Origin of the sequence: Occultella gossypii (assembly GCF_019947135.1) — a bacterium.
In the GTDB taxonomy this organism is placed as follows: domain Bacteria; phylum Actinomycetota; class Actinomycetes; order Actinomycetales; family Beutenbergiaceae; genus Occultella; species Occultella gossypii.
Map to the genome: position 1 here is coordinate 89,149 of NZ_JAGSHT010000015.1, position 19,093 is coordinate 108,241.

At 71.3% G+C, this 19,093-nt stretch carries 14 protein-coding genes; 2 read left to right on the forward strand and 12 right to left on the reverse strand.

All coding sequences use genetic code 11. The annotated features are described in order from the left end of the window. Positions 1–8: 8 nt before the first annotated feature. From helR to KCQ71_RS16265, 6 genes are all read right to left on the reverse strand, one after another. Complete coding sequence (gene helR / locus KCQ71_RS16240; protein ID WP_223407762.1) at positions 9–2,189, reverse strand: RNA polymerase recycling motor ATPase HelR; 2,181 nt, start codon at positions 2,187–2,189, stop codon at positions 9–11. 151 nt (positions 2,190–2,340) lie between these two features. Continuing rightward, complete coding sequence (gene sucD / locus KCQ71_RS16245) at positions 2,341–3,231, reverse strand: succinate--CoA ligase subunit alpha (protein ID WP_154793006.1); 891 nt, start codon at positions 3,229–3,231, stop codon at positions 2,341–2,343. A 42-nt stretch (positions 3,232–3,273) separates the two neighbouring features. Continuing rightward, positions 3,274–4,449 (reverse strand): ADP-forming succinate--CoA ligase subunit beta, encoded by a 1,176-nt coding sequence (gene sucC, locus KCQ71_RS16250; protein ID WP_223407764.1) that lies wholly within the window; start codon positions 4,447–4,449, stop codon positions 3,274–3,276. 113 nt (positions 4,450–4,562) lie between these two features. Then, a complete protein-coding gene (locus KCQ71_RS16255; protein ID WP_223407766.1) occupies positions 4,563–6,554 on the reverse strand; it encodes an acyltransferase family protein in 1,992 nt (663 codons plus the stop codon). A gap of 108 nt (positions 6,555–6,662) precedes the next feature. Next, the gene (locus KCQ71_RS16260; RefSeq protein WP_223407768.1) at positions 6,663–7,046 is read right to left on the reverse strand and encodes a YciI family protein; all 384 of its coding nucleotides are present in this window, start codon (positions 7,044–7,046) and stop codon (positions 6,663–6,665) included. Between the two features lie 71 nt (positions 7,047–7,117). After that, a complete protein-coding gene (locus KCQ71_RS16265; RefSeq protein ID WP_223407770.1) occupies positions 7,118–8,632 on the reverse strand; it encodes a hypothetical protein in 1,515 nt (504 codons plus the stop codon). 213 nt (positions 8,633–8,845) lie between these two features. On the opposite strand from KCQ71_RS16265, the gene KCQ71_RS16270 reads away from it, so the two are divergent. Then, positions 8,846–10,537, forward strand: coding sequence for an alpha/beta hydrolase (locus KCQ71_RS16270; protein WP_223407772.1), 1,692 nt, complete (start codon positions 8,846–8,848; stop codon positions 10,535–10,537). A gap of 71 nt (positions 10,538–10,608) precedes the next feature. Here the strand turns inward: KCQ71_RS16270 and KCQ71_RS16275 are convergent, their stop codons facing one another. After that, on the reverse strand, positions 10,609–12,051 hold the full coding sequence (locus tag KCQ71_RS16275; protein ID WP_223407774.1) for a PQQ-binding-like beta-propeller repeat protein: 1,443 nt from the start codon (positions 12,049–12,051) through the stop codon (positions 10,609–10,611). Between the two features lie 258 nt (positions 12,052–12,309). On the opposite strand from KCQ71_RS16275, the gene KCQ71_RS16280 reads away from it, so the two are divergent. After that, positions 12,310–13,197, forward strand: a complete 888-nt coding sequence (locus tag KCQ71_RS16280) for a GNAT family N-acetyltransferase (RefSeq protein ID WP_223407776.1) — start codon at positions 12,310–12,312, stop codon at positions 13,195–13,197. A gap of 4 nt (positions 13,198–13,201) precedes the next feature. On the opposite strand, the gene KCQ71_RS16285 is transcribed toward KCQ71_RS16280, so the two are convergent. From KCQ71_RS16285 to KCQ71_RS16305, 5 genes are all read right to left on the reverse strand, one after another. After that, on the reverse strand, positions 13,202–14,671 hold the full coding sequence (locus KCQ71_RS16285) for a PQQ-binding-like beta-propeller repeat protein (RefSeq protein WP_223407778.1): 1,470 nt from the start codon (positions 14,669–14,671) through the stop codon (positions 13,202–13,204). 138 nt (positions 14,672–14,809) lie between these two features. Beyond that, positions 14,810–17,296 (reverse strand): DNA helicase PcrA, encoded by a 2,487-nt coding sequence (gene pcrA, locus KCQ71_RS16290; RefSeq protein WP_223407780.1) that lies wholly within the window; start codon positions 17,294–17,296, stop codon positions 14,810–14,812. Between the two features lie 54 nt (positions 17,297–17,350). Next, positions 17,351–17,827 carry a DUF456 domain-containing protein gene (locus KCQ71_RS16295; protein ID WP_223407782.1) on the reverse strand — a complete coding sequence of 159 codons (477 nt, stop codon included), beginning with the start codon at positions 17,825–17,827 and terminating at the stop codon, positions 17,351–17,353. A 173-nt stretch (positions 17,828–18,000) separates the two neighbouring features. Further along, on the reverse strand, positions 18,001–18,348 hold the full coding sequence (locus KCQ71_RS16300) for a hypothetical protein (protein WP_223407783.1): 348 nt from the start codon (positions 18,346–18,348) through the stop codon (positions 18,001–18,003). A gap of 49 nt (positions 18,349–18,397) precedes the next feature. After that, positions 18,398–19,045 (reverse strand): SDR family oxidoreductase, encoded by a 648-nt coding sequence (locus KCQ71_RS16305; protein ID WP_223407785.1) that lies wholly within the window; start codon positions 19,043–19,045, stop codon positions 18,398–18,400. Positions 19,046–19,093: the final 48 nt, after the last annotated feature.

A 19,093-nucleotide genomic window follows, 5' to 3' on the forward strand; every position in this document is an offset into this window, starting at 1 on the left:
CGGGTGAGTCAGGAACTGGTGAGGATCACGAGTTCCTGGGTGGCGCGGGTCATCGCCACGTAGCGGTCGACCGCGCCCTCGATCCCGGTGCCGAACGACTCCGGGTCGATGAGGACCACGAGGTCGAACTCGAGGCCTTTCGCCAGCTCCGGGGTCAGCGCCCGGACCCGGTCCCGGCCGGCCTCGCCCAGCGGCCGGGTACCGATCACGCAGGCGATCCCCTCCGCGTTGTCGGCGAGCCAGCGGTCCAGGATCTCCTCGAGCTCGTCTGTGTCGCCGTGCCGCACGGGTGTGCCGGTGCTGCGGATCGAGGTCGGCACGTTCGCGTCCGGGAGTACCGCGCGGATCACCGGTTCGGCCTGCGCCATGACCTCCTCGGGGGTGCGGTAGTTGATGGTCAGCGAGGCAAGGTCCATCCGCTCGAGCCCGATCCGCTCCAGGCGGTCCCGCCAGGACTCGCGGAACCCATGCCGGGCCTGGGCCCGGTCCCCGACCACGGTGAAGCTGCGGGAGGGGCACCGCAGCAGCAACATCTGCCACTGAGCATCGGTCAGTTCCTGTGCCTCGTCCACCACGATGTGCGCGAACGGCCCGGCGAGCGGATCGGCGACCACGTCGCCACCCACGGCGCTGGAGTCGATGAGCTTGTCCCGCATGTCGTCCACGCGCAGCATCTGCATGACGCCCATCTCGCTGTCGTCGGTGGCGATGAGGTCCTCGACGACGTCGTCCATGTGCGCGCGTTGCTCGGCCAGCGCTGCCTCGCGCAGGCGGCGGCGGCGCGAGGCCGCCGGGTCGCCGAGCCGCTGGCGGGCGGCGTCCAGGAGCGGGAGGTCGGCCTCGGTCCACGCCTGGGGCTCGTCGCGCTGCAGGCTCCGGATCTCGTCCCTGCTCAGCCACGGGGCGCTCAGGCGCAGGTACGCGGGGACGGACCAGAGGTCGCCGACGACGTCCGTCGCCTCGAGCGTGGGCCAGGCGCTGGTCAGGGCGCCGCGCAGGTCGGCGCTGCGGCGCAGCGCGGTGCGCACCGCCTCGACGTCCTCCTCACCGTCATAGGAGTCGAGCAGGATGGTGAGCAGTTCCTCGAAGATGTCCTCGCGGGCCTCGTTGTGCGGGGTGGTCGCGTCACGCGCGGAGAACGCCTCCGCCCAAGCGTCCGGGCTCACCCGGAAGTCGGCCGATTCGGTGGTCACCGCCACGGCGTCGGCCGGGGGCTGCTCGTAGAACGCGACGGCCCGCTCGATCGCGCCGACCATCTCGGCCGATGACTTCAGGCCGGCGACGTCCGGGTCCGTCTCGGCGCCCGCCGCGGGCCCTTCGGGCACGAGGTCGCGGATCGTGGCGGTCTGCACGCCCTCCTCGCCGAGGCTCGGCAGGACGTCGGACACGTAGGCGAGGTAGGGCTGGTGCGGGCCGACGAAGAGCACGCCACCGCGGCGGTGGCCGAGCCGGGGGTCGGAGTAGAGCAGATAGGCGGTGCGGTGCAGGGCGACCACCGTCTTGCCGGTGCCGGGGCCGCCGTCGACGACGAGGGCGCCGTCCGAGCCGGCCCGGATGATCGCGTCCTGGTCGGCCGCGATGGTGCCGAGCACGTCCCGCATCCGGGGCGACCGGCTGCTGCCGAGGCTGGCGATGAAGGCGGACTGGTCATCGAGGGCGGGATTGCCGTCGAGCCCCGCCAGGCCCTCGCTGGTGAACACCTCGTCCCAGTAGTCGGTGATCCGGCCGCCGGTCCAGCGGTAGCGGCGACGGCTCGCCAGGCCCATCGGGTTGGCGTGGGTGGCGCCGAAGAACGGTTCGGCAGCCGGTGAGCGCCAGTCGACCAGCAGGCGCCGGCCGTCGCTGTCGGTAAGGCCGAGCCGGCCCACGTACACGGGGGTTGTGGCCAGGCCCGCGGGGTCGTCGCCGGCGACCATGCGCCCGAGGCACAGGTCGAGCCCGAACCGCCGGAGCAGACGCAGCCGGGCGGTGAGCCGGTGGATCTCCTGGTCCCGCTCGAGGGCGGCCTGGCCGCTGCGGCCCGGGGACCGCCGGGTCACCTCGAGCCGGTCGGAGAGGTCGGCGATCTGTTCGGCGAGGGTCGCCTCGATCGCTGCGAAGTGGTGTTCGTCGACACCGATGAGGGCCTCGTCGGCCTTGGCGGTGAGGTGGTCGGGGAGGTCGAATGCGCTGGTTCGCAGGGGATGCATGCCCGTCACTCCAATCTGAGGTTGGTCACCTTAGATCGGAAATTCGCACCTCATGAGGCCGCGCGAATTCTGTTATAAATGAAAGGGCGGGGAACATGCGATGGTCCGCGTGAGCAGCATGGATGCTGCACCACCCACGCGGACCGTAGCCTCAGCCGCCGAGCAGGTCGCGCGCGAGCGCGGCGGTCTCGCTCGGGGTCTTGCCGACCTTCACGCCTGCAGCCTCGAGGGCCACCTTCTTGGCCTCGGCGGTGCCGGACGAGCCCGACACGATCGCGCCGGCGTGGCCCATCGTCTTGCCCTCCGGGGCGGTGAAGCCGGCGACGTAGCCGACGACGGGCTTCGTGACGTGCTCGGCGATGAAGGCCGCGGCGCGCTCCTCGGCGTCGCCGCCGATCTCACCGATCATGACGATGACCTTGGTCTCCGGGTCCGCCTCGAACGCCTCGAGGGCGTCGATGTGGGTGGTCCCGATGATCGGGTCGCCGCCGATGCCGATGGCCGTGGAGAATCCGAACTCCCGCAGCTCGTACATCATCTGATAGGTGAGCGTGCCGGACTTGGAGACCAGTCCGATCGGGCCGGCGCCGGCGATGTTCGCCGGGATGATGCCGACGTTGGAGCGTCCGGGGCTGATCAGGCCGGGGCAGTTCGGGCCGACCAGTCGCACGCCCTTGCTGGCTGCGTAGTTGTAGAAGACCGCCGTGTCGTCGACCGGCACACCCTCGGTGATGATGACCACGAGGGGCACGCCGGCGTCGATGGCCTCGATGACCGCGTCCTTGGTGAACGCGGGCGGGACGAAGATCACCGACACGTCGGCGCCGGTGGTGGCGACGGCGTCGGCCACCGTGCCGAACACGGGCACCGAGGTGGTGGTGCCGTCCACGTCGAAGTCGACGGCGGTGCCGGCCTTGCGGGGGTTCACGCCGCCGACGATGGTGGTGCCGGAAGCCAGCATCCGGGTGGTGTGCTTCTGGCCCTCGGACCCGGTCATGCCCTGGACGATGACCTTCGAGGTCTCGTTGAGGAAGATCGCCATGTTCTCAGTTGTCTCTTCTGCGTCTCGTAGGTTCTCGGGTGCTCAGCTGTTCGCCAGTTCGGCGGCCTTGTCGGCGGCGCCGTCCATGGTGTCCACGACAGTGACCAGCGGGTGGGCTGCCTGGGCGAGGATCGCCCGGCCCTCCTCGACCGCATTGCCGTCGAGGCGCACCACGAGCGGCTTGTTCGCCTCGTCGCCGAGGATCTCGAGGGCCTGCACGATGCCGTTCGCAACCTCGTCGCAGGCGGTGATGCCGCCGAAGACGTTCACGAACACGCTCTTGACCTGCGGGTCGTTCAGGATGACGTCGAGCCCCGCGGACATCACCGCGGCGGACGCGCCGCCCCCGATGTCGAGGAAGTTGGCGGGCTTGACGCCGCCGTGGGCCTCTCCGGCGTAGGCGACGACGTCCAGGGTGCTCATCACGAGGCCCGCGCCGTTGCCGATGATGCCGACCTCGCCGTCGAGCTTGACGTAGTTGAGGTCCGCGGCCTTGGCCTTGGCCTCAAGCGGGTCCGCGGCGGCCTTGTCCTCGAGCTCGGCGTGGTCGGGGTGCCGGAAGTCGGCGTTCGTGTCCAGGGTGACCTTGCCGTCAAGCGCCACGATCTCCCCGGCACCCGTCTTGACCAGCGGGTTCACCTCGACCAGCGTGGCGTCCTCGTCGCGGTAGACGGTCCACAGCTTCTGGATGGCGGCGGCGACCTTCGGAGCGACGTCGGCGGCGAAACCGGCAGCCGCGACGATCTCGTCGGCCTTGGCCTGGTCGATCCCGACCTGCGGGTCGACGGGCACCCGGGCCAGCGCCTCGGGACGCTCGACCGCGAGTTCCTCGATCTCCATGCCGCCCTCGACGCTGGCCATGGCCAGGTAGCGGCGCTCGGAGCGGTCCAGCAGCACGGAGAAGTAGTACTCCTCGGCGATGTCGGCGCCGGCGGCGATCATGACCCGGTGCACGGTGTGGCCCTTGATGTCCATGCCGAGGATCTCCGACGCACGGTCGGCCGCCTCCTGCGCGGACTTCGCCACCTTGACACCGCCGGCCTTGCCGCGGCCACCGATCTTCACCTGCGCCTTGACGACCACGACCCCGCCGGAGTCACCGAGCAACTGCTCCGCCGCGGCCCTGGCCTCCTCGGGTGTGGTGGCGACGATGCCGCCCAGCACGGGTACGCCGTGCTTCTCGAACAGATCTCGTGCCTGGTATTCGAACAGGTCCACCTGCGTCGCGCCCTTCTATTGCCCGCTGTCATCGGATGCCTCGACATCGAGACTTTCCCTCGAACTGTACCGCGCACCGGGGCAGGCGCCCGACGAGGCCCCCTACCGCACCCTCAGGCCGTCAGCGTCGCCAGAGCGGCCCGGACCACGTCCGAGAACAGGTACATGCCGTCCATGTTCGGGTGGATCAGGTCCGGCTGGAGCTGCTCGGGATGCGCGGTCGCCGCTGCGTTCCAGTCCGCCACCGCGACGTTCGGGTACTCGGCGGCGAGGTCGGCCAGATTCTGGTTGGACTCCGGCACCCAGCTGCTCGACCCGTAGATGTTCACGAGCACCACGAACCGGTCCGGGCCGAGCAGGTCGAGTGCCGCCCGGACGAGGTCCGGATCCCGCACGCCGGCGTTCGTGCCTGCGGCGATCACCACATACTCACGTACGGAGCCGGCCTCGACGGCGGCCTGGATCGCGGCCAGGACATCCGGCCACTGCCGGTTCGACTGTGCGTCGATGCTGATGCCCGGCAGGTCTGCGGTCAGGCCGGGTGCGGCCACGTACAGCATCGAGTCACCGAAGCCGGAGATCTGCTCCCCGAGCGGCACGGGCGGCGCAGCGGGATCCTCGTCATCGGCCGCACCGGCCGTCGGGGCGTCGGTGGCCGGCTCCTCGGTCGCCGGGGCCTCGGTGGCCGGCGCCGCCGTGGCGGCCTCGTCGGTGCCGTCGGTGGCCGACTCACCCTCCGCCGTCGCCCCGTCGTCCGCGACGACCTCGTCGGCGACGGCCCCGGTGTCCTCGACGACCGCGGCCGCGTCCGCGATGGCGATCTCCACCTGGGAACGGTCCGGTGCGGTCGCGAGCGCCGCGGTGAACAGGGACACGCAGGCCACGCTTGCGACGACGCCGAGGCGCGGGGCGGTCAGGCGCCCCGGAGCCGCGATCGCGTCCAGAGCACGGCGGCTCGCCTCCCGGAAGCCCAGTTCCCGGATCGGGTTCTCGATCCACCGGTAGCAGGCCGCCGCGATCACGAGGGTCGCCAGCACGGCCAGGCCGCGCTGCACCCAGTGTCCGGGGGTGTCCATGCCGACGCGGGGAGCGAACGCGGCGATCAGCAGGATCACGGGCCAGTGCCACAGGTAGATGCCGTACGAGCGCTCCCCGATCCAGGCGAGCGGTCGCAGCGAGAACACTGCGGTGAGCAGCGTGCCCGGGCCGGGCAGGGCTCCGACGATAGCCGCCGTGAGCAGGGACGCCGCCAGAATGCCGCCCCGGTAGGCGATCGGGCGGCTCGGGTCCATCCAGAGCATCAGCGCGATCAGGCCGGCCAGAGCCGCGAGCGCGATGAACACGCGGCCCCGTCGCCAGAACCGCGTGGCGAGCAGGTTCCAGGACTGCCCGGCGGCGCTGACGGCGAGCGCCGCCCCGATCATCAGGCCGAACGCGTGGGTGTCGGTGCCGTAGTAGACGCGGGTGGCGTCCTGGCCCGGTGTGTACAGCACGGCCATGGCGATCGCGGATGCGGCCGCGAGGACGAGCAGGAGTCCCACGCGCTGCCGACCGGTCCGGGTGATCGCCATGATCACCGTGAACAACAGGGGCCAGAACAGGTAGAACTGCTCCTCCACGGCCAAGGACCAGAAGTTCACGAACAGCTGCGGCGAGGTGGCGTTGAAGTAGCTGGAGCCGGCTCCGATCTCCAACCAGTTGTTGGAGAACGTGAGCGCACCGGCAACCTGTCGGCCGACGTTGACCAGCAGGTCCCCACCCGCGAACACCGCCAGCGAGACCGTCGCGAACACCACGACCACGAGCGCGGGCAGCAGCCGCCGCGCGCGCCGGGTCCAGAACCGGCGCAGGTCGATCCGCCGGTTCCCGCGCAGTTCCCGCACGAGCAGGGTGGTGATCAGGAACCCGGAGATCACGAAGAAGATGTCGACGCCGAGGTACCCGCCGGGCAGGCTCAGCGGGCGCAGGTGAAAGATCAGGACGGCGATGATCGCCAGGGCACGCACGCCGTCGAGCCCGTCGATCCTGCCGGTGCGCAGAGCCTGCGCGGGGTCGCCGGGGTCGGCCTGCTCACGGCCCTGCGCGCTGGGCGCGTCAACGCTCACGATCTCCTCCGGTCCGACTCGCCACTTCCCTCGGACCGAGCCTAGGGCGCGGCGCACGTTTGTGGCATGACCGTTCCCGGCGATGCGCCGAATCGGGCCGGCCGTTGCTCACCGCCCCCGAAGCGGCCAGGTCACCCCCTGGTACACGTCCAGCAGGGGCCGGATCTCGATCGTGTACTCGCGCGGCAGCAGCCGCGTGGCCTCGATCACGTCCGCCATGGTCGGCGCCTCGACGACGTAGAAGCCACCCAGCTGCTCGACGGACTCCGCGTACGGCCCCTCGGTGACCGGCCGATCCGGGCCGGCCCCCGGCTGCAGCGTTCGGGCCCGCTCGGGGCGGGCGAGGGCATCGCCGTAGAGGACCGCGCCGCGGGCCCGGACGGCATCGGTGAAGCGTGCATAGGCGTCCAGTACGGCCTGTTGCTCGGTGTCGTCACTGGCGTCCCAGCGGTCGAAATGCTCCGGCTCGGTCATCAGCACCAGGAATTTCATCGGGTTGGCCTCTCGGTCGGTGATGGGCTCTCATCAATGATGACGGCGCAGGCCCGGGCGGATCGAGGGTCTCAGCCGACGGACTCGGTGACGATCGTGAGCAGGGCGGCTTCGGCGCCGGTCACCACGGCCGCGGTGTCGGTGCTCGAGACCCAGCCGCCGGGATAGTCGTGCCGGTCCAGTTCGACGCCGGTCGCGACGTCGACGCGGACCACCTCGCCGGGACCGCCTTCGGCGCCGGCGACCGCCGCCACGAGCACGCCGCCCGCGGCGAGGTAGCCCTGGCTGATCTCCCCGGCGCCTTCCCCGGCGCCGACCACCCACAGCGGCTCACCGGTCTCGACGTCGATCGCGGTGAGCAGATCCGATCCGGTGGAGATGGCCCACGCCCGGTCCTGCCCCACGTGCACCGGGGTCACCCGGGCCGGCACCTCCATCGTCAGTCCGGCGCTCCCGGGTTGCTCCCAGCGGGTGGAGCCATCGAAGCCGACCGAGGCGAGCGGCGGATCGTCGGCGGCCAGGTCCTGGGCGAGGCACCCGGCGATCGCGACGTCCCGTGCTGCGAGCGCCTCACCGAAGCACGGGCCGGCGGGGTCGCCGGAGGTGAACTCGGGGATCTCCGTGGTCCAGTCCATCAGGTAGGAGGCGATGAGGCCCTGCTCGCCCCAGCGCTGGACGACGGCCAGGTCGGGTCCGACCTGTTCGATGTGGTTGTGCTCGTGGGTGTTCACGGCGCGCAATTCCTCCGCGTGTTCGGCGCCCCACCCGAACTCGCGGGCGTCCACAGCGCCGCTCGCGGGGTCGAACCGTTGCACGGTGAGCGCGACGTCGGTGAGCTCGACGCTCCACACCTCCGCCGTCGCGGGCGCCAGGACCGTGGTGATCGTGCCGGCGCTGGGTAGGTAGGGGTCCCGGATGGCTCCGGTCGCGGCGTCGATCGTGACCACCCCGGCGCGGTCGGGTTCGGTGCCCGGACAGGGCGGACCGTCCGAGGACAGCGCGATCACGTCCGATTCGGGCAGTTCCGTGAACCGCCACTGCCGGCACCCGCCGAGGTCGTCCGGGGCCAGGCTCCAGACCTCCTCGCCGGTGGTCCAGTCGACCAGGGTCAGCCGGGTGCTCGCACCCTCCGGTGAGAGCAGTGCCACTCCGGACGCGGTGGCCAGCACCGTCGGGTCGTAGTAGTCCTCGACCACACCGGGGAACTCCCAGAGGACCGCCCCCGCGGCGTCATAGGCGGCGACATCACGGGTCGTGGTGACCTCACCGTCCACGCTCTCGCCACCCGCCTCGCTCGACACCGCCTCGCCGACCGCCAGCACCGCCGTTCCGACGGTCGAGGCCAGCAGGACCGACCCTGACGGCACCTCGACCCAGTCCCCCGTGGTCGGGTCGGCAGGTTCGGGATCGGTGGTCTCCGCGCCGCTCGTCGGGCCGGTGGAACCGGAACCGCCGGGGCTCTCCGGTCCCTGCGGATCGGAGTCCGCGCAGCCGGCGGCCACGAGCAGCAGTCCCGCTCCGATGGCGGTGAGCAGGCGCCCGGTGACCGTGCCCGGACCGTGGAAGCCGACCCGCTTGGTCGACATGGTGTCCCCCTCGTCGATGTCTCCTCGCCGCCCACCCTCGCAGACCTCGCCCGCTCCCGCAGCACCGGAACCTCGATCCGGTCCCTGAGGCGGAGTGCCCTCCTCCGCACGGGGGAGACCGCACGCGCGGTGCCTCCGTCGCGCGGGCGAACCTCGGCCCCGAGACGCCGTCAGCCATTGCCGAGGCCCGGCTCCGCTGTTAGCAAAGAGGACATGACACAGATCACGGGGGACCTCAGACCATCACGATCACGCAGCGCTGCGTTCGCCGCACTGGCGGCCGCCGGGCTCCTGCTCGGCGGCGCCACGGCCGCCGGCGCGGCCCCGTCCGCGGGCGCCGAACCCACCCCACCGCCGGCCGACGCCACGCAGGTGGAAGCACCGATCCCGGACCTCGTCTGGGAGGCCTGCGGCGACGGACTGGAGGACTTCGAGTGCGCGAGCGCCGAGGTGCCCAGCGACTACGACGAACCGTACGGCCCGACCACGACGATCGCGCTGACCCGGCTTCCGGCCACCGACCCGGAGCAGCGGATCGGCTCACTGTTCCTGAACTTCGGCGGCCCGGGCGGCCCCGGGGTGGCGAACCTCCAGGCGCTCGGCCCGCAGGCGTACGGCCCCGAGCTGCGCGCCCGGTTCGACATCATCGGCTTCGATCCGCGCGGCGTCGGGCTCTCGGACCCGGTGACCTGCTTCCGCAACGCCGACGCCGAGGCTCGATGGGCCTCGAACCTGGCGGCGTTCCCGGTCGGCCCGCTCGAACAGGCCCGGTTCATCGGTTCCTGGGCCGTGGCCGGTGCCTCCTGCACGGCGATCTCCGGTGACCGGATCGCCACCTCCTCGACGGCGAACGTGGCGCGCGACATGGATCTGTTGCGCCAGGCCGTGGGCGACGCCGAGCTGAACTACCTCGGCTACTCCTACGGCACGTACCTCGGCGTCACCTACGGGGCGCTGTTCCCGGACCGGATCCGTGCCCTGGTGCTCGACGGCACGATGGACCCGGAGTCCTACACGGGCCTGGATGACGACCGGACCATCGGGCGCCGGAGCGGCCAGGCGGTCGCCGCGAGCGAGACGTACGCGCAGTTCCTGCGCCTGTGCGCCGAGGCCGGACCGCAGGGCTGCGCGCTGGCCGCGCTCGGGGACCCGGCGCGGGTGATGGATGACCTGTTCGCGCAGTTGCAGGCCGAGCCGGTCGAGGTGCCGCTGGGCGACGGGACCACCATCCCGATCGGCTACGACGACGCCGTCACCACGATCTTCTCGTCGCTGTACGCCCCGGCCGGCTGGGCCGACCTGGCCGCCGCGTTGGCCTCGCTGGTGCGGGTCCCCGAACAGGCGGGCACCCTGTCCGCCCAGCAGGACTCGCTCGGCAACGACTCGATCCAGGACCTGCTCCGCCGGGTCGGGATCCTCGAGGACTACCCCTCGATGGGCGGCGCGCTGGCGAGCATGTGCGTCGACGGCGAGCACCCCGGCACCGCGTACGACTACCCGTCGCAGGCGGCCGCGGCGGAGGCGCAGGCACCGCACTTCGGCACGGCCAGGGCCTGGGTCGGCATCCAGTGCGAGTTCACCCCGGTGGCCGACGAGGACCGGTACACGGGCCCCTGGGAGCAGGGTACCGACGCCCCGGTGCTGGTCATCGGCACCCGCTACGACCCGGCGACGCCGTACGCGTTCACGCAGCCGTACGCGGACCTGTGGCAGGACGCGCGGATGCTCACGGTCGAGGGCTACGGCCACACCACCCTGGTCACCCCGAGCGCGTGCGCCGACGCGGCGATCACGAACTACCTGATTGACCTCGAGGCCACCGACGGAGCGACCTGCGAGCAGGACCTCGCCCCGTTCACGGCGGCGGCGCAGGAGCAGGTGCCGGCGACCATCCCGGTCGGCTGACCGGAGGAACAAGAAACTGCCCGACGGCGGGGCGGTGCACCCGGGTGCACCGCCCAGCCGGCGGCGGTGGGTCAGCCCGGCCGGACCACCCGCACCAGGGTGCGGTCGTCGCCGGCCAGGCCCACCGCGGTGTCGGTCGCGCGGAGCAGCAGCGGCCCGACCGTCAGGCGGTCGATCTCGGCGCCCGTGGCCGCGTCGACCGTGATCACGATCTTCTCCGGACCGGGTCCGGTCTGCAGACTCGCCACGACGACGTCCACCGCGGCGAGGTAGCCGTACCCGATCGCCCCGGACCCCTCGCCCGCCCCGGCCACCCAGAGCGGCTCCTCGCTCGTCCGGGCCATGAGCGTCAGCAGGTCGCCGCCCGTCGAGACCAGCCACCCGGAGGACTCCATCGGCCGGTCGAACACGTCCATCGCGGGAAAGCCGTCGACGACGAAACCGGCCTGAGCACCGGGCAGTTCCCAGTACTTCTGCCCGTCGTAGGAGAACGAGGCGACGCCGCCGGAGATGCCGTCGTCATAGACGACGCCGGCGAGGCACGTCCGGCCGGCCGCATCGTTCAGCGCGACCCACTCGTGGAAGCAGTCCGCAGCCCCGGTGAACTCGGACGCAACGCCCGCGACCCAGTCCAGCACGATCCGGCCCGCGGCTGCGTACGAGTCGTTCCAGACCCCGATCACGGCGACGTCGTCGTCGAACGGCTCGATCCAGTACGTCGGCCGGTCATAGCCCGTGCGGATGGCTTCGACGGACCCGTCCGACCACGGGATCGACACGCTCGTGCTGTCCCCGGTGACCGGGTCGAACCGGACCGCGGTGAGGTCGGCATCATCCGAGCCGACCGCCCAGATCTCGTCGCCGACCTCGGTCGGCCACACCGAGCCCGGTAGGTCGAGAGTATCTCGGGGCGCACCGGTGGCCGCGTCCAGTGTCACGACGCCCTCGTCCTGGTCGCACTCGGAGGCCGACGCGGTCAGCACGACGACCTCGGCACCGGTGAGCGCGGAGATGTCGAACGACGAGCAGATGTCCAGATCCGCGATCGGCACCTGCCAGCGGGGCTCACCCGTCGCCCATTCCGTCGCGACGAGCAGGTCGCCGCCGGTGCCGGCCACCACCGACACGACCGCGGTCCCGGTGCTCTCGACCCGGGCGAGCAGCGCGTTCTGACGCACGCCGGCCAGGTCCCAGAGCTGCTCACCGGTCGTCACGTCATAGGCCGCCAGGTCGCCGTAGTGCGAGTCGCCGGCGAACCAGGTCTCGCCCACGCTGAAGGCCGCCCTGCCCTCATCGTCGGAGGCGACCAGCCACATGTTCGGAGGCAGTTCGACCCAGTCGCCGAGCACGGCGTCGGGCTCCGGCGGCTGCGTCGGTTCGGTCGGCTCCGGGCTCGGTTCGGTGGTCGTCGGCGTCTGCTCGGCACTGCTCGACGGCTCGTCGCCCGGATCCTGTCCTTCGGCGCCGGCACCGCAACCGGCCACGAGCAGTGCTGCGGCGGCCGTCCCTGCCACGGCCGCCCCGAGGCGTCCCCGCACGCCCCGTCGCCGCGTCGATCCCCTTGTCAATGCGCCCACGTCGGCGCCCCCTCATCTGGCGGTCCCCACCGCCCTAGCCCCTGTAGTCGGCGCGATCACGCCGTCTACCGTGAGAATGTCAGGCCGCCGGCGGTTGCGCCGGGCATCCATGGAAGCGATACCGGATCGTGACGCCGGCGCCGATCGACGGGCTCCGCTGCCGCAGGTCTTGCCGCCCGTCCTACAGTCGGTCCTGTGAAGGTCACGTTCTACGACGACCCTGCCGAGTTCCTCGCGGTCGCCCACCCGACGCTGGCTGCCGACCCGGTGGTCGGCAGTGTGGTCGCCACCACCACCGAACGCGCCGCCCGTGAGCGTGCCACCGGCGTTCCGGACCCGGGCGGCCCGTGCTGGTGGGCAACGGTGACCGACGGCGACGTGGTGATCGGGCTGGCCATGCGCACCGCTCCACGGCCGCCGTACCCGATATTCGTGCTGCCGATGCCCGACGAGGCTGCTCGCCGTCTTGCGGGATCGCTGCGGGAACGCGGCGAACACCCGGGCGGCTGCAACGGGGCGCTTCCGGCGGCCCGGGCCTTGGCCGACGAGACCGTGCGACTGTGGGGTGGGGCCTCGACGATCGCCCAACACACCCGGCTGTTCGAGTGCCGCGAGGTGGTCCGGCCCGGGGAGGTCCCGGGGCTGCTGCGGCGGGCCGAGCCGTCGGACGCCGATCTGGTGCTGGACTGGTTCGAGGCGTTCCATCGTGACGCCGACGAGCAGGCCGGCCGGGATCCGGGCCGTGGCTTTCGTCCCGACCCGGACCGTGTCCGCCGCGCCGTCGCCGCCGGCGGGGTCTGGCTGTTCACCGATCCGGACGGTAGGCCCGTGCACCTGACCGGGACGAGCCCGCCCGCGTTCGGGGTCGTGCGGATCGCCCCGGTCTACACCCCGAAGGGCAACCGCGGCCGCGGGATCGCCTCGCACGTCGTCGCCGAGCTGACCTCCCGCGGCCTCGCCGATGGGCTGCGGACGTGCCTGTTCACCGACCAGGCCAACCCCACCTCGAACAAGATCTACGAGGCAGTCGGCTACCGACGCGTCGTCGACATGGCGAACCTGGGTATCACGGCGGCCGGATAACGCCTCAGCGCTCCGCCACCTGCACCATCCGGACCAACGTGCGTTCCTCGTTGGTGGCCACGACCGCCGTGTCGGTGCTCGTGAACCACATCGGATCCTCGACCCTGCGGTCGAGCTCCTCGCCGGTCGACGCGTCGACGGTCAGGATGACCGTTGTGTCCGGCCCACCCTCGACCAGGGCGACCAGTGTGTCCACGCCCGCGAGGTAGCCGTAGCCCACGGCGCCCGAGCCCTCCCCCTCGCCCACCACCCAGACGGGCCGATCCTGGGGTCTGGCCACGAGGGTGAGCAGGTCGTCGCCGGTCGAGACCAGCCACCCCGAGACCTCCATCGGCCGCTCGAAGACCGCCATCCTCGAGTCGCCGTCGACCGAGAACCCCGAATAGGCGCCGGACGGCAGCTCCCAGTACTGCTCACCGTCGAAGGAGAACGAGGAGATGCCCTCGGTGCCGTCGAAGGTGGCGTCGGCCAGGCAGGTCCGCCCGTCCGGGTCGTTGAGCGACTGCCGGTCTCCGAAGCACTCCGGCGCCCCGGTGAACTCGGACACCGTGCCCGAGCCCCAGTCCATCAGGACCCTCGCCATGCCCTCGTCGGTCGAGACGACGATGACCGCCGTGTCGACGTCGAACGGCCAGATCCAGTACCACGCCGCCGGATCCCCCCGCACCTCGGAAACGGTCTCCTGCGACCACGGCAGTGACACGGTCTCGCCGTCCCCCGTGACCGGATCGAACGTGGCCGCCGTCAGGCCGGTGTCGTCGGTCGCGACCGCCCAGAACTCGCCGCCCACCTCCGAGACCCAGGCGGCTCCCGGAAGGTCGAGTCGCGGCTCACGGACCTGGCCGGTGAGCGGATCGAGGGTGAGCACCGATGGACCCGAGTCGTCCGCACAGTCGGGCGCCGACGAACGCAACGCCACGACATCGGCGTCGGTGAGCGGCGAGATCACGAACTCCCGGCAGATGCCCAGCTCCGCGACCGGAACCTGCCAGCGGGGTTCGCCGGTCTCCCAGTCCGTCCCGACGAGCAGATCACCGTCACCGTCGTGGACGACCGAGACGACCACCTCACCGGCGCTCTCGGCGCTCGCGTTCATGACCTCTGCCCGAACGTTCTCGAGTGCCCAGAGTTGCTGCCCGGTGGGGACGTCGTAGGCGATCAGGTCGGCGTAGAAATCACCGTCGATCTCCATGGCACCGCCTGGACTGAAGGCCGCCCGGCCCGCGTCATCGGAGGCGATCGCCCAGAGGCCACCGGGCAACTCGACCCAGTCGGCCAGGACCCAGGCCGGCGCCGGCGGGTCCGTACTCGGCGGATCCGAACTCGTCGGCTCACTCGGCGCCGCCGTCGGGTCCGGTACCGGGCCCTCCCCCGTGCAGCCACCCAGCAACGCCACCGCAGCTGCCAGTCCCACGGCCAGCGGCCGCGCCCAGAACGTCCCCGGCCGCGCCGGTCCCCTCGTCGTGGCGTCCACGACTCCTGCCCCTTGTCCGACGGTCCCCACCGCCATCGCCCCTTGTGGTCGGCGTTGTCGCACGACTCGTTCCGACTGTGTCAGGGCTGGGCCACCTGCATCACGGAACGTCGCAACCGTGACCGGATCGTGACCGACTCAGAGCTTGGTCACCGGGGAGTACCGCAGCAGCAGCCGCTTCGTGCCGCTGGATCCGAAATCGATCTTCGCGACGGCGTTGGCGCCGGTGCTCTCGACGGCGATCACGCGGCCCATGCCGTAGGCGTCGTGGGTCACCCGGTCACCGACGTCCACCGACGGCGCGTCGGCACGGGGCTTCGCCGAGCCGAATGACGGCGCGTCCGCGCCTGCGCGGGTGGTGCGGACAGGTGGCGCGGACGGCCCGCGGGACCCGCTGCGGCCACCGTCCCCGTGGTTCCGGTAGCCGCCGGTGAAGGATCCGCCCCGCAGGGCAGCCATCGACGACTCGCGGCGCTTCCAGTCCATCAGTTCCTCAGGGATGTCCGCGATGAACCGGCTGGCGGGCAGCTCGTTGGGCATCCCCCACGCCGTCCGGACCGCGGCCCGGGACAGGTACAGCCGCTGCCGCGCCCGGGTCAGCGCGACGTAGGCGAGCCGGCGCTCCTCGGCGAGCTCCGTCTCGTCCGCGAGGGAACGCTGGTGCGGGAACGTGCCGTCCTCGAGACCGGTGACGAAGACGACCGGGAACTCCAGCCCTTTCGCCGTGTGGACCGTCATCAGGGTGACGACGCCGCGATCGTCGTCGTCGTCGGGGATCTGGTCGGTGTCCGCGACCAGCGCGACCCGCTCGAGGAAGTCGCCCAGGTCACCCTCCGGGTCACTCTCGGAGAACTCCGTGGCGACGGCGTGCAGCTCCGCGAGGTTCTCCACGCGGGAGGCGTCCTGCGGATCGTCGCTCGCGCGCAGCTCGGCGAGGTAGCCCGACCGGTCCAGGGCCGCGTCGAGCACCTCCGCCGGGGAGGCGCCGCCGGCGGCGAGGTCCCGCAGGCCGGTCATCAGGGTCGCGAAGCCGCGGACCGCCGTCAGGGACCTGGTGGCGAGGCCGATCACGTTCTCGGCGTCCGCGATCGCGGCCCCGAACGAGATCCGCTCCCGCTCGGAGTGCGCTGTGATCATCGCCTCGGCCCGGTCCCCCACGCCGCGCTTGGGGACGTTCAGGATCCGTCGGAGGTTGATCGCATCGTCCGGGTTGGCGATCGCCCGCAGGTAGGCGATCGCGTCCTTGACCTCACGGCGCTCGTAGAACCTGGTACCACCGACCACCTTGTACGGCAGTCCGACGCGGATCAGGACCTCCTCCAGAGCCCGGGACTGGGCGTTGGTCCGGTAGAAGATCGCCACATCGCCGGGTCGGACCCCGTCGGAGTCACCGAGGCGGTCGATCTCCTCGGCGATGAACCGGGCCTCCTCGTGCTCGCTGTCCGCGACGTACCCGACGATCTGCGGGCCGGAGCCGCTGTCCGTCCAGAGGTTCTTCGCCCGGCGGTCGGGATTGCGGGAGATGACGGCGTTGGCAGCGCTCAGGATGGTCTGGGTGGAGCGGTAGTTCTGCTCGAGCAGGATGGTCGTCGCGTCCGGGTAGTCGCTCTCGAACTCGACGATGTTGCGGATCGTCGCGCCCCGGAACGCGTAGATGGACTGGTCCGCGTCACCGACGACGGTGAGTTCCGCCGTCGGCAGCTCGTTGTCGTTCTCATCGGTGCTCCCGGCGGCGGCGGACGGGTCCAGCGGGACCCCGGCCAGTTCGCGCACCAGCATGTACTGGGCCTGGTTCGTGTCCTGGTACTCATCGACGAGGATGTGCCGGAACCGGCGCCGGTAGTGCTCGGCGACGGCCGGGAACGCCTGGAGCAGGTTCACCGTCGTCATGATCAGGTCGTCGAAGTCGAGGGCGTGCGCCTGCCGCAGCCGCTCGTTGTAGAGCCGGTACGCGGCGGCCAGGTTCTGCTCGAACGGGTTGGAGTCCCCGACCGTCTTCGCGTAGTCGTCCGGGTCGACGAGCTCGTTCTTGAGGTCGGAGACCCGATTCGAGAACGCCTTCGGGGGGAACCGCTTCGGGTCCAGGTCGAGCTCCCGGCAGACCAGGAGCATCAGGCGCTGGGAGTCCGCGGCGTCGTAGATGGAGAAGTTGGAGCGCAGTCCCAGGGTCTTGGCCTCACGGCGCAGGATCCGGACACACGCGGAGTGGAACGTGGAGACCCACATGTTCCGGGCGCGGGGTCCCACGAGCTCGCTGACCCGCTCGCGCATCTCGGCGGCGGCCTTGTTGGTGAACGTGATCGCGAGGATCTCGCCGGTGCGCGCACGGCCGGTCGCGAGCAGGTAGGCGATCCGGTGGGTCAGCACCCGGGTCTTGCCGGAGCCGGCACCGGCGATGATCAGCAGCTGCCCGCCCTCATGCACCACGGCCGCACGTTGCTGCGGGTTCAGGCCGTCGAGCAGGGCCTCGGCGGCGAGCGAGCCCGGCCCGTTCTCGCCGTTGCTGTCTCGGCCGTCGGGGGACGCCTGCGCGTCCGGGTCACGTGGTGGCATCACCCGGGGCAGGTGGGCGTCGGCGGACGCGGACAGACCGGGCAGCGGGAGGTTGTCGAACAGTGAGGTCATGGCACCTCAAGACTAGGCGTCACCGCCGACACCGGTGAACGTCCATCCACACGCTCAGGTCAGGATCAGGCCCACGACCCAGGCGCCGATCGCGACCATCGCGCCGGCGAGCTCCACGAGGATCGTCACGCCGGTGGCCTTCAGGGCCGACTTCGTGGAGGTCCAGGCAGGTGCCAGGTCGCGCAGACGGATCCACTCGGCGAGGAACACCGCAAGCACGAAGAACAGCGGGAGGCCGATCACCGGCACCACGAAGAAGCCGATCACGCCGGCGACCCCACCCCAGATCAGCGTCGAGTTCGGCACGCCGGCCCGTTTCAGCCCGCGCCCGGCGAGCAGGTACTTGCCCACGCCGGCGGCCACGACCGCGAGCGCTCCGATCACGAACACCCACCAGGCGCCGCCGCCGGTCGCGATCGCCCAGATGAGAACGGCGCCGAGCACGATCAGGGAGCCCGGCAGGACCTGGACGACGACTCCGAACAGGCCGACCACCATGATCAGGGCGCAGATGACTTCGAGTGCACTCACCCGGTCAGTGTGCCGGGTCCGGGCGGCGCCTGCTCATGGACACCCTCGTAGCGGGTCAGCCGCAGCAGCCGACGCCGAGCCGGTGGTGGACGAACCGAACGGTCACGACCGGCTGCCAGATGAGCAGGTCCGCCGCACGCCAGACCGCGGCGCACCGCCGGGCAGCGTGCGGCTCAGCTCCAGAGCACCGCGATCGCGATGTTGACGACGGTGAGGCCGGCGATCCCGCCGAGGTAACCCTTGGTGACCTTCTCGGAGTTCCGGGAGCCGTAGATCACGAGCCCGGTCACCACGAGGGCGATGACGAGCTTCACGCCGATCTTGATGTTGTTCGGGTCGTTTCCGGCCACGCCGGCGGAGGCCAGGCCGACCATCAGGATGCCGGTGATCAGGGCGGTGAGGATGCCGTGCACCGTGCCCTTGTACAACGTCGCCGACTTCAGGCCGGCGAGGCTGCCGCCGAGCACGATGGCCCAGCCGATGAGGTGCAGGACGAGCAGGATCCCGTAGACGATGTCCATGATCCTGACACTACGTCAGAATGGTGCCGCCGAGCCAATCGCTTCCGGCTCAGGCCAGGTCCGCGAGCGCCTCCGGGATCGGCGTGCTGCCGCCGGTGAAACCGACGAACCGGCCGATCGTGCGGGACTCGTCGAGGGCGACGGCGATCACGCGGGCGACGTCCTCACGCGCGACCCCGCCGGTGTCGGTGTCCACGGCGATGTTCCCGGTTCCAGGATCGTCGGTGAGCGCACCCGGCGCGACGATCGTCCAGTCCAGAGCGGTGCTGCGCAGGTGCTCGTCGGCGGCGGCCTTCGCCTCGGCGTAGGCGAAGAAGCCGGAGTCCTCTGGCACGCCGTGATCGGTGCGCGCGCCCTGGTAGGAGACCATCACGTAGCGCAGCACGCCGACCAGCTGCGCCGCGTCCATCGAGCGGATCGCCGCATCACGGTCGACGGCGTAGGTGCGGGCCGGGTCGCCGCCGCCGGCTCCGGCGGACCACACCACGGCGTCGTGACCGGCGAGGTACTCGGAGATCTGCGTGGCGGACAGGTTCTCCACGTCCGCGATCACCGCCGTCGCCCCGGTGGCCTCGACGTCCGCCGCGTGGTCGGGGTTGCGGATCAGCGAGCTCACCCGGTGCCCGTTCTGGGCCAGGATCCGGCTCAGGTGCAGTGCGACCTTGCCGTGGCCGCCGATGATCGCGATGAGGGACATGTTCCTGCCTTCGTCTGGGGTTCTGGCCGGGCGCGGTGACGTGCGCCC

Bases quoted from the DNA above. Each gene is read 5' to 3' on its own strand.
- helR (WP_223407762.1), bottom strand. From the start codon at position 2,189: ATGCATCCCCTGCGAACCAGCGCATTCGACCTCCCCGACCACCTCACC.
- KCQ71_RS16305 (WP_223407785.1), bottom strand. From the start codon at position 19,045: ATGTCCCTCATCGCGATCATCGGCGGCCACGGCAAGGTCGCACTGCAC.
- KCQ71_RS16265 (WP_223407770.1), bottom strand. From the start codon at position 8,632: ATGTCGACCAAGCGGGTCGGCTTCCACGGTCCGGGCACGGTCACCGGG.
- KCQ71_RS16260 (WP_223407768.1), bottom strand. From the start codon at position 7,046: ATGAAATTCCTGGTGCTGATGACCGAGCCGGAGCATTTCGACCGCTGG.
- KCQ71_RS16300 (WP_223407783.1), bottom strand. From the start codon at position 18,348: ATGGACATCGTCTACGGGATCCTGCTCGTCCTGCACCTCATCGGCTGG.
- KCQ71_RS16270 (WP_223407772.1), top strand. From the start codon at position 8,846: ATGACACAGATCACGGGGGACCTCAGACCATCACGATCACGCAGCGCT.
- sucD (WP_154793006.1), bottom strand. From the start codon at position 3,231: ATGGCGATCTTCCTCAACGAGACCTCGAAGGTCATCGTCCAGGGCATG.
- pcrA (WP_223407780.1), bottom strand. From the start codon at position 17,296: ATGACCTCACTGTTCGACAACCTCCCGCTGCCCGGTCTGTCCGCGTCC.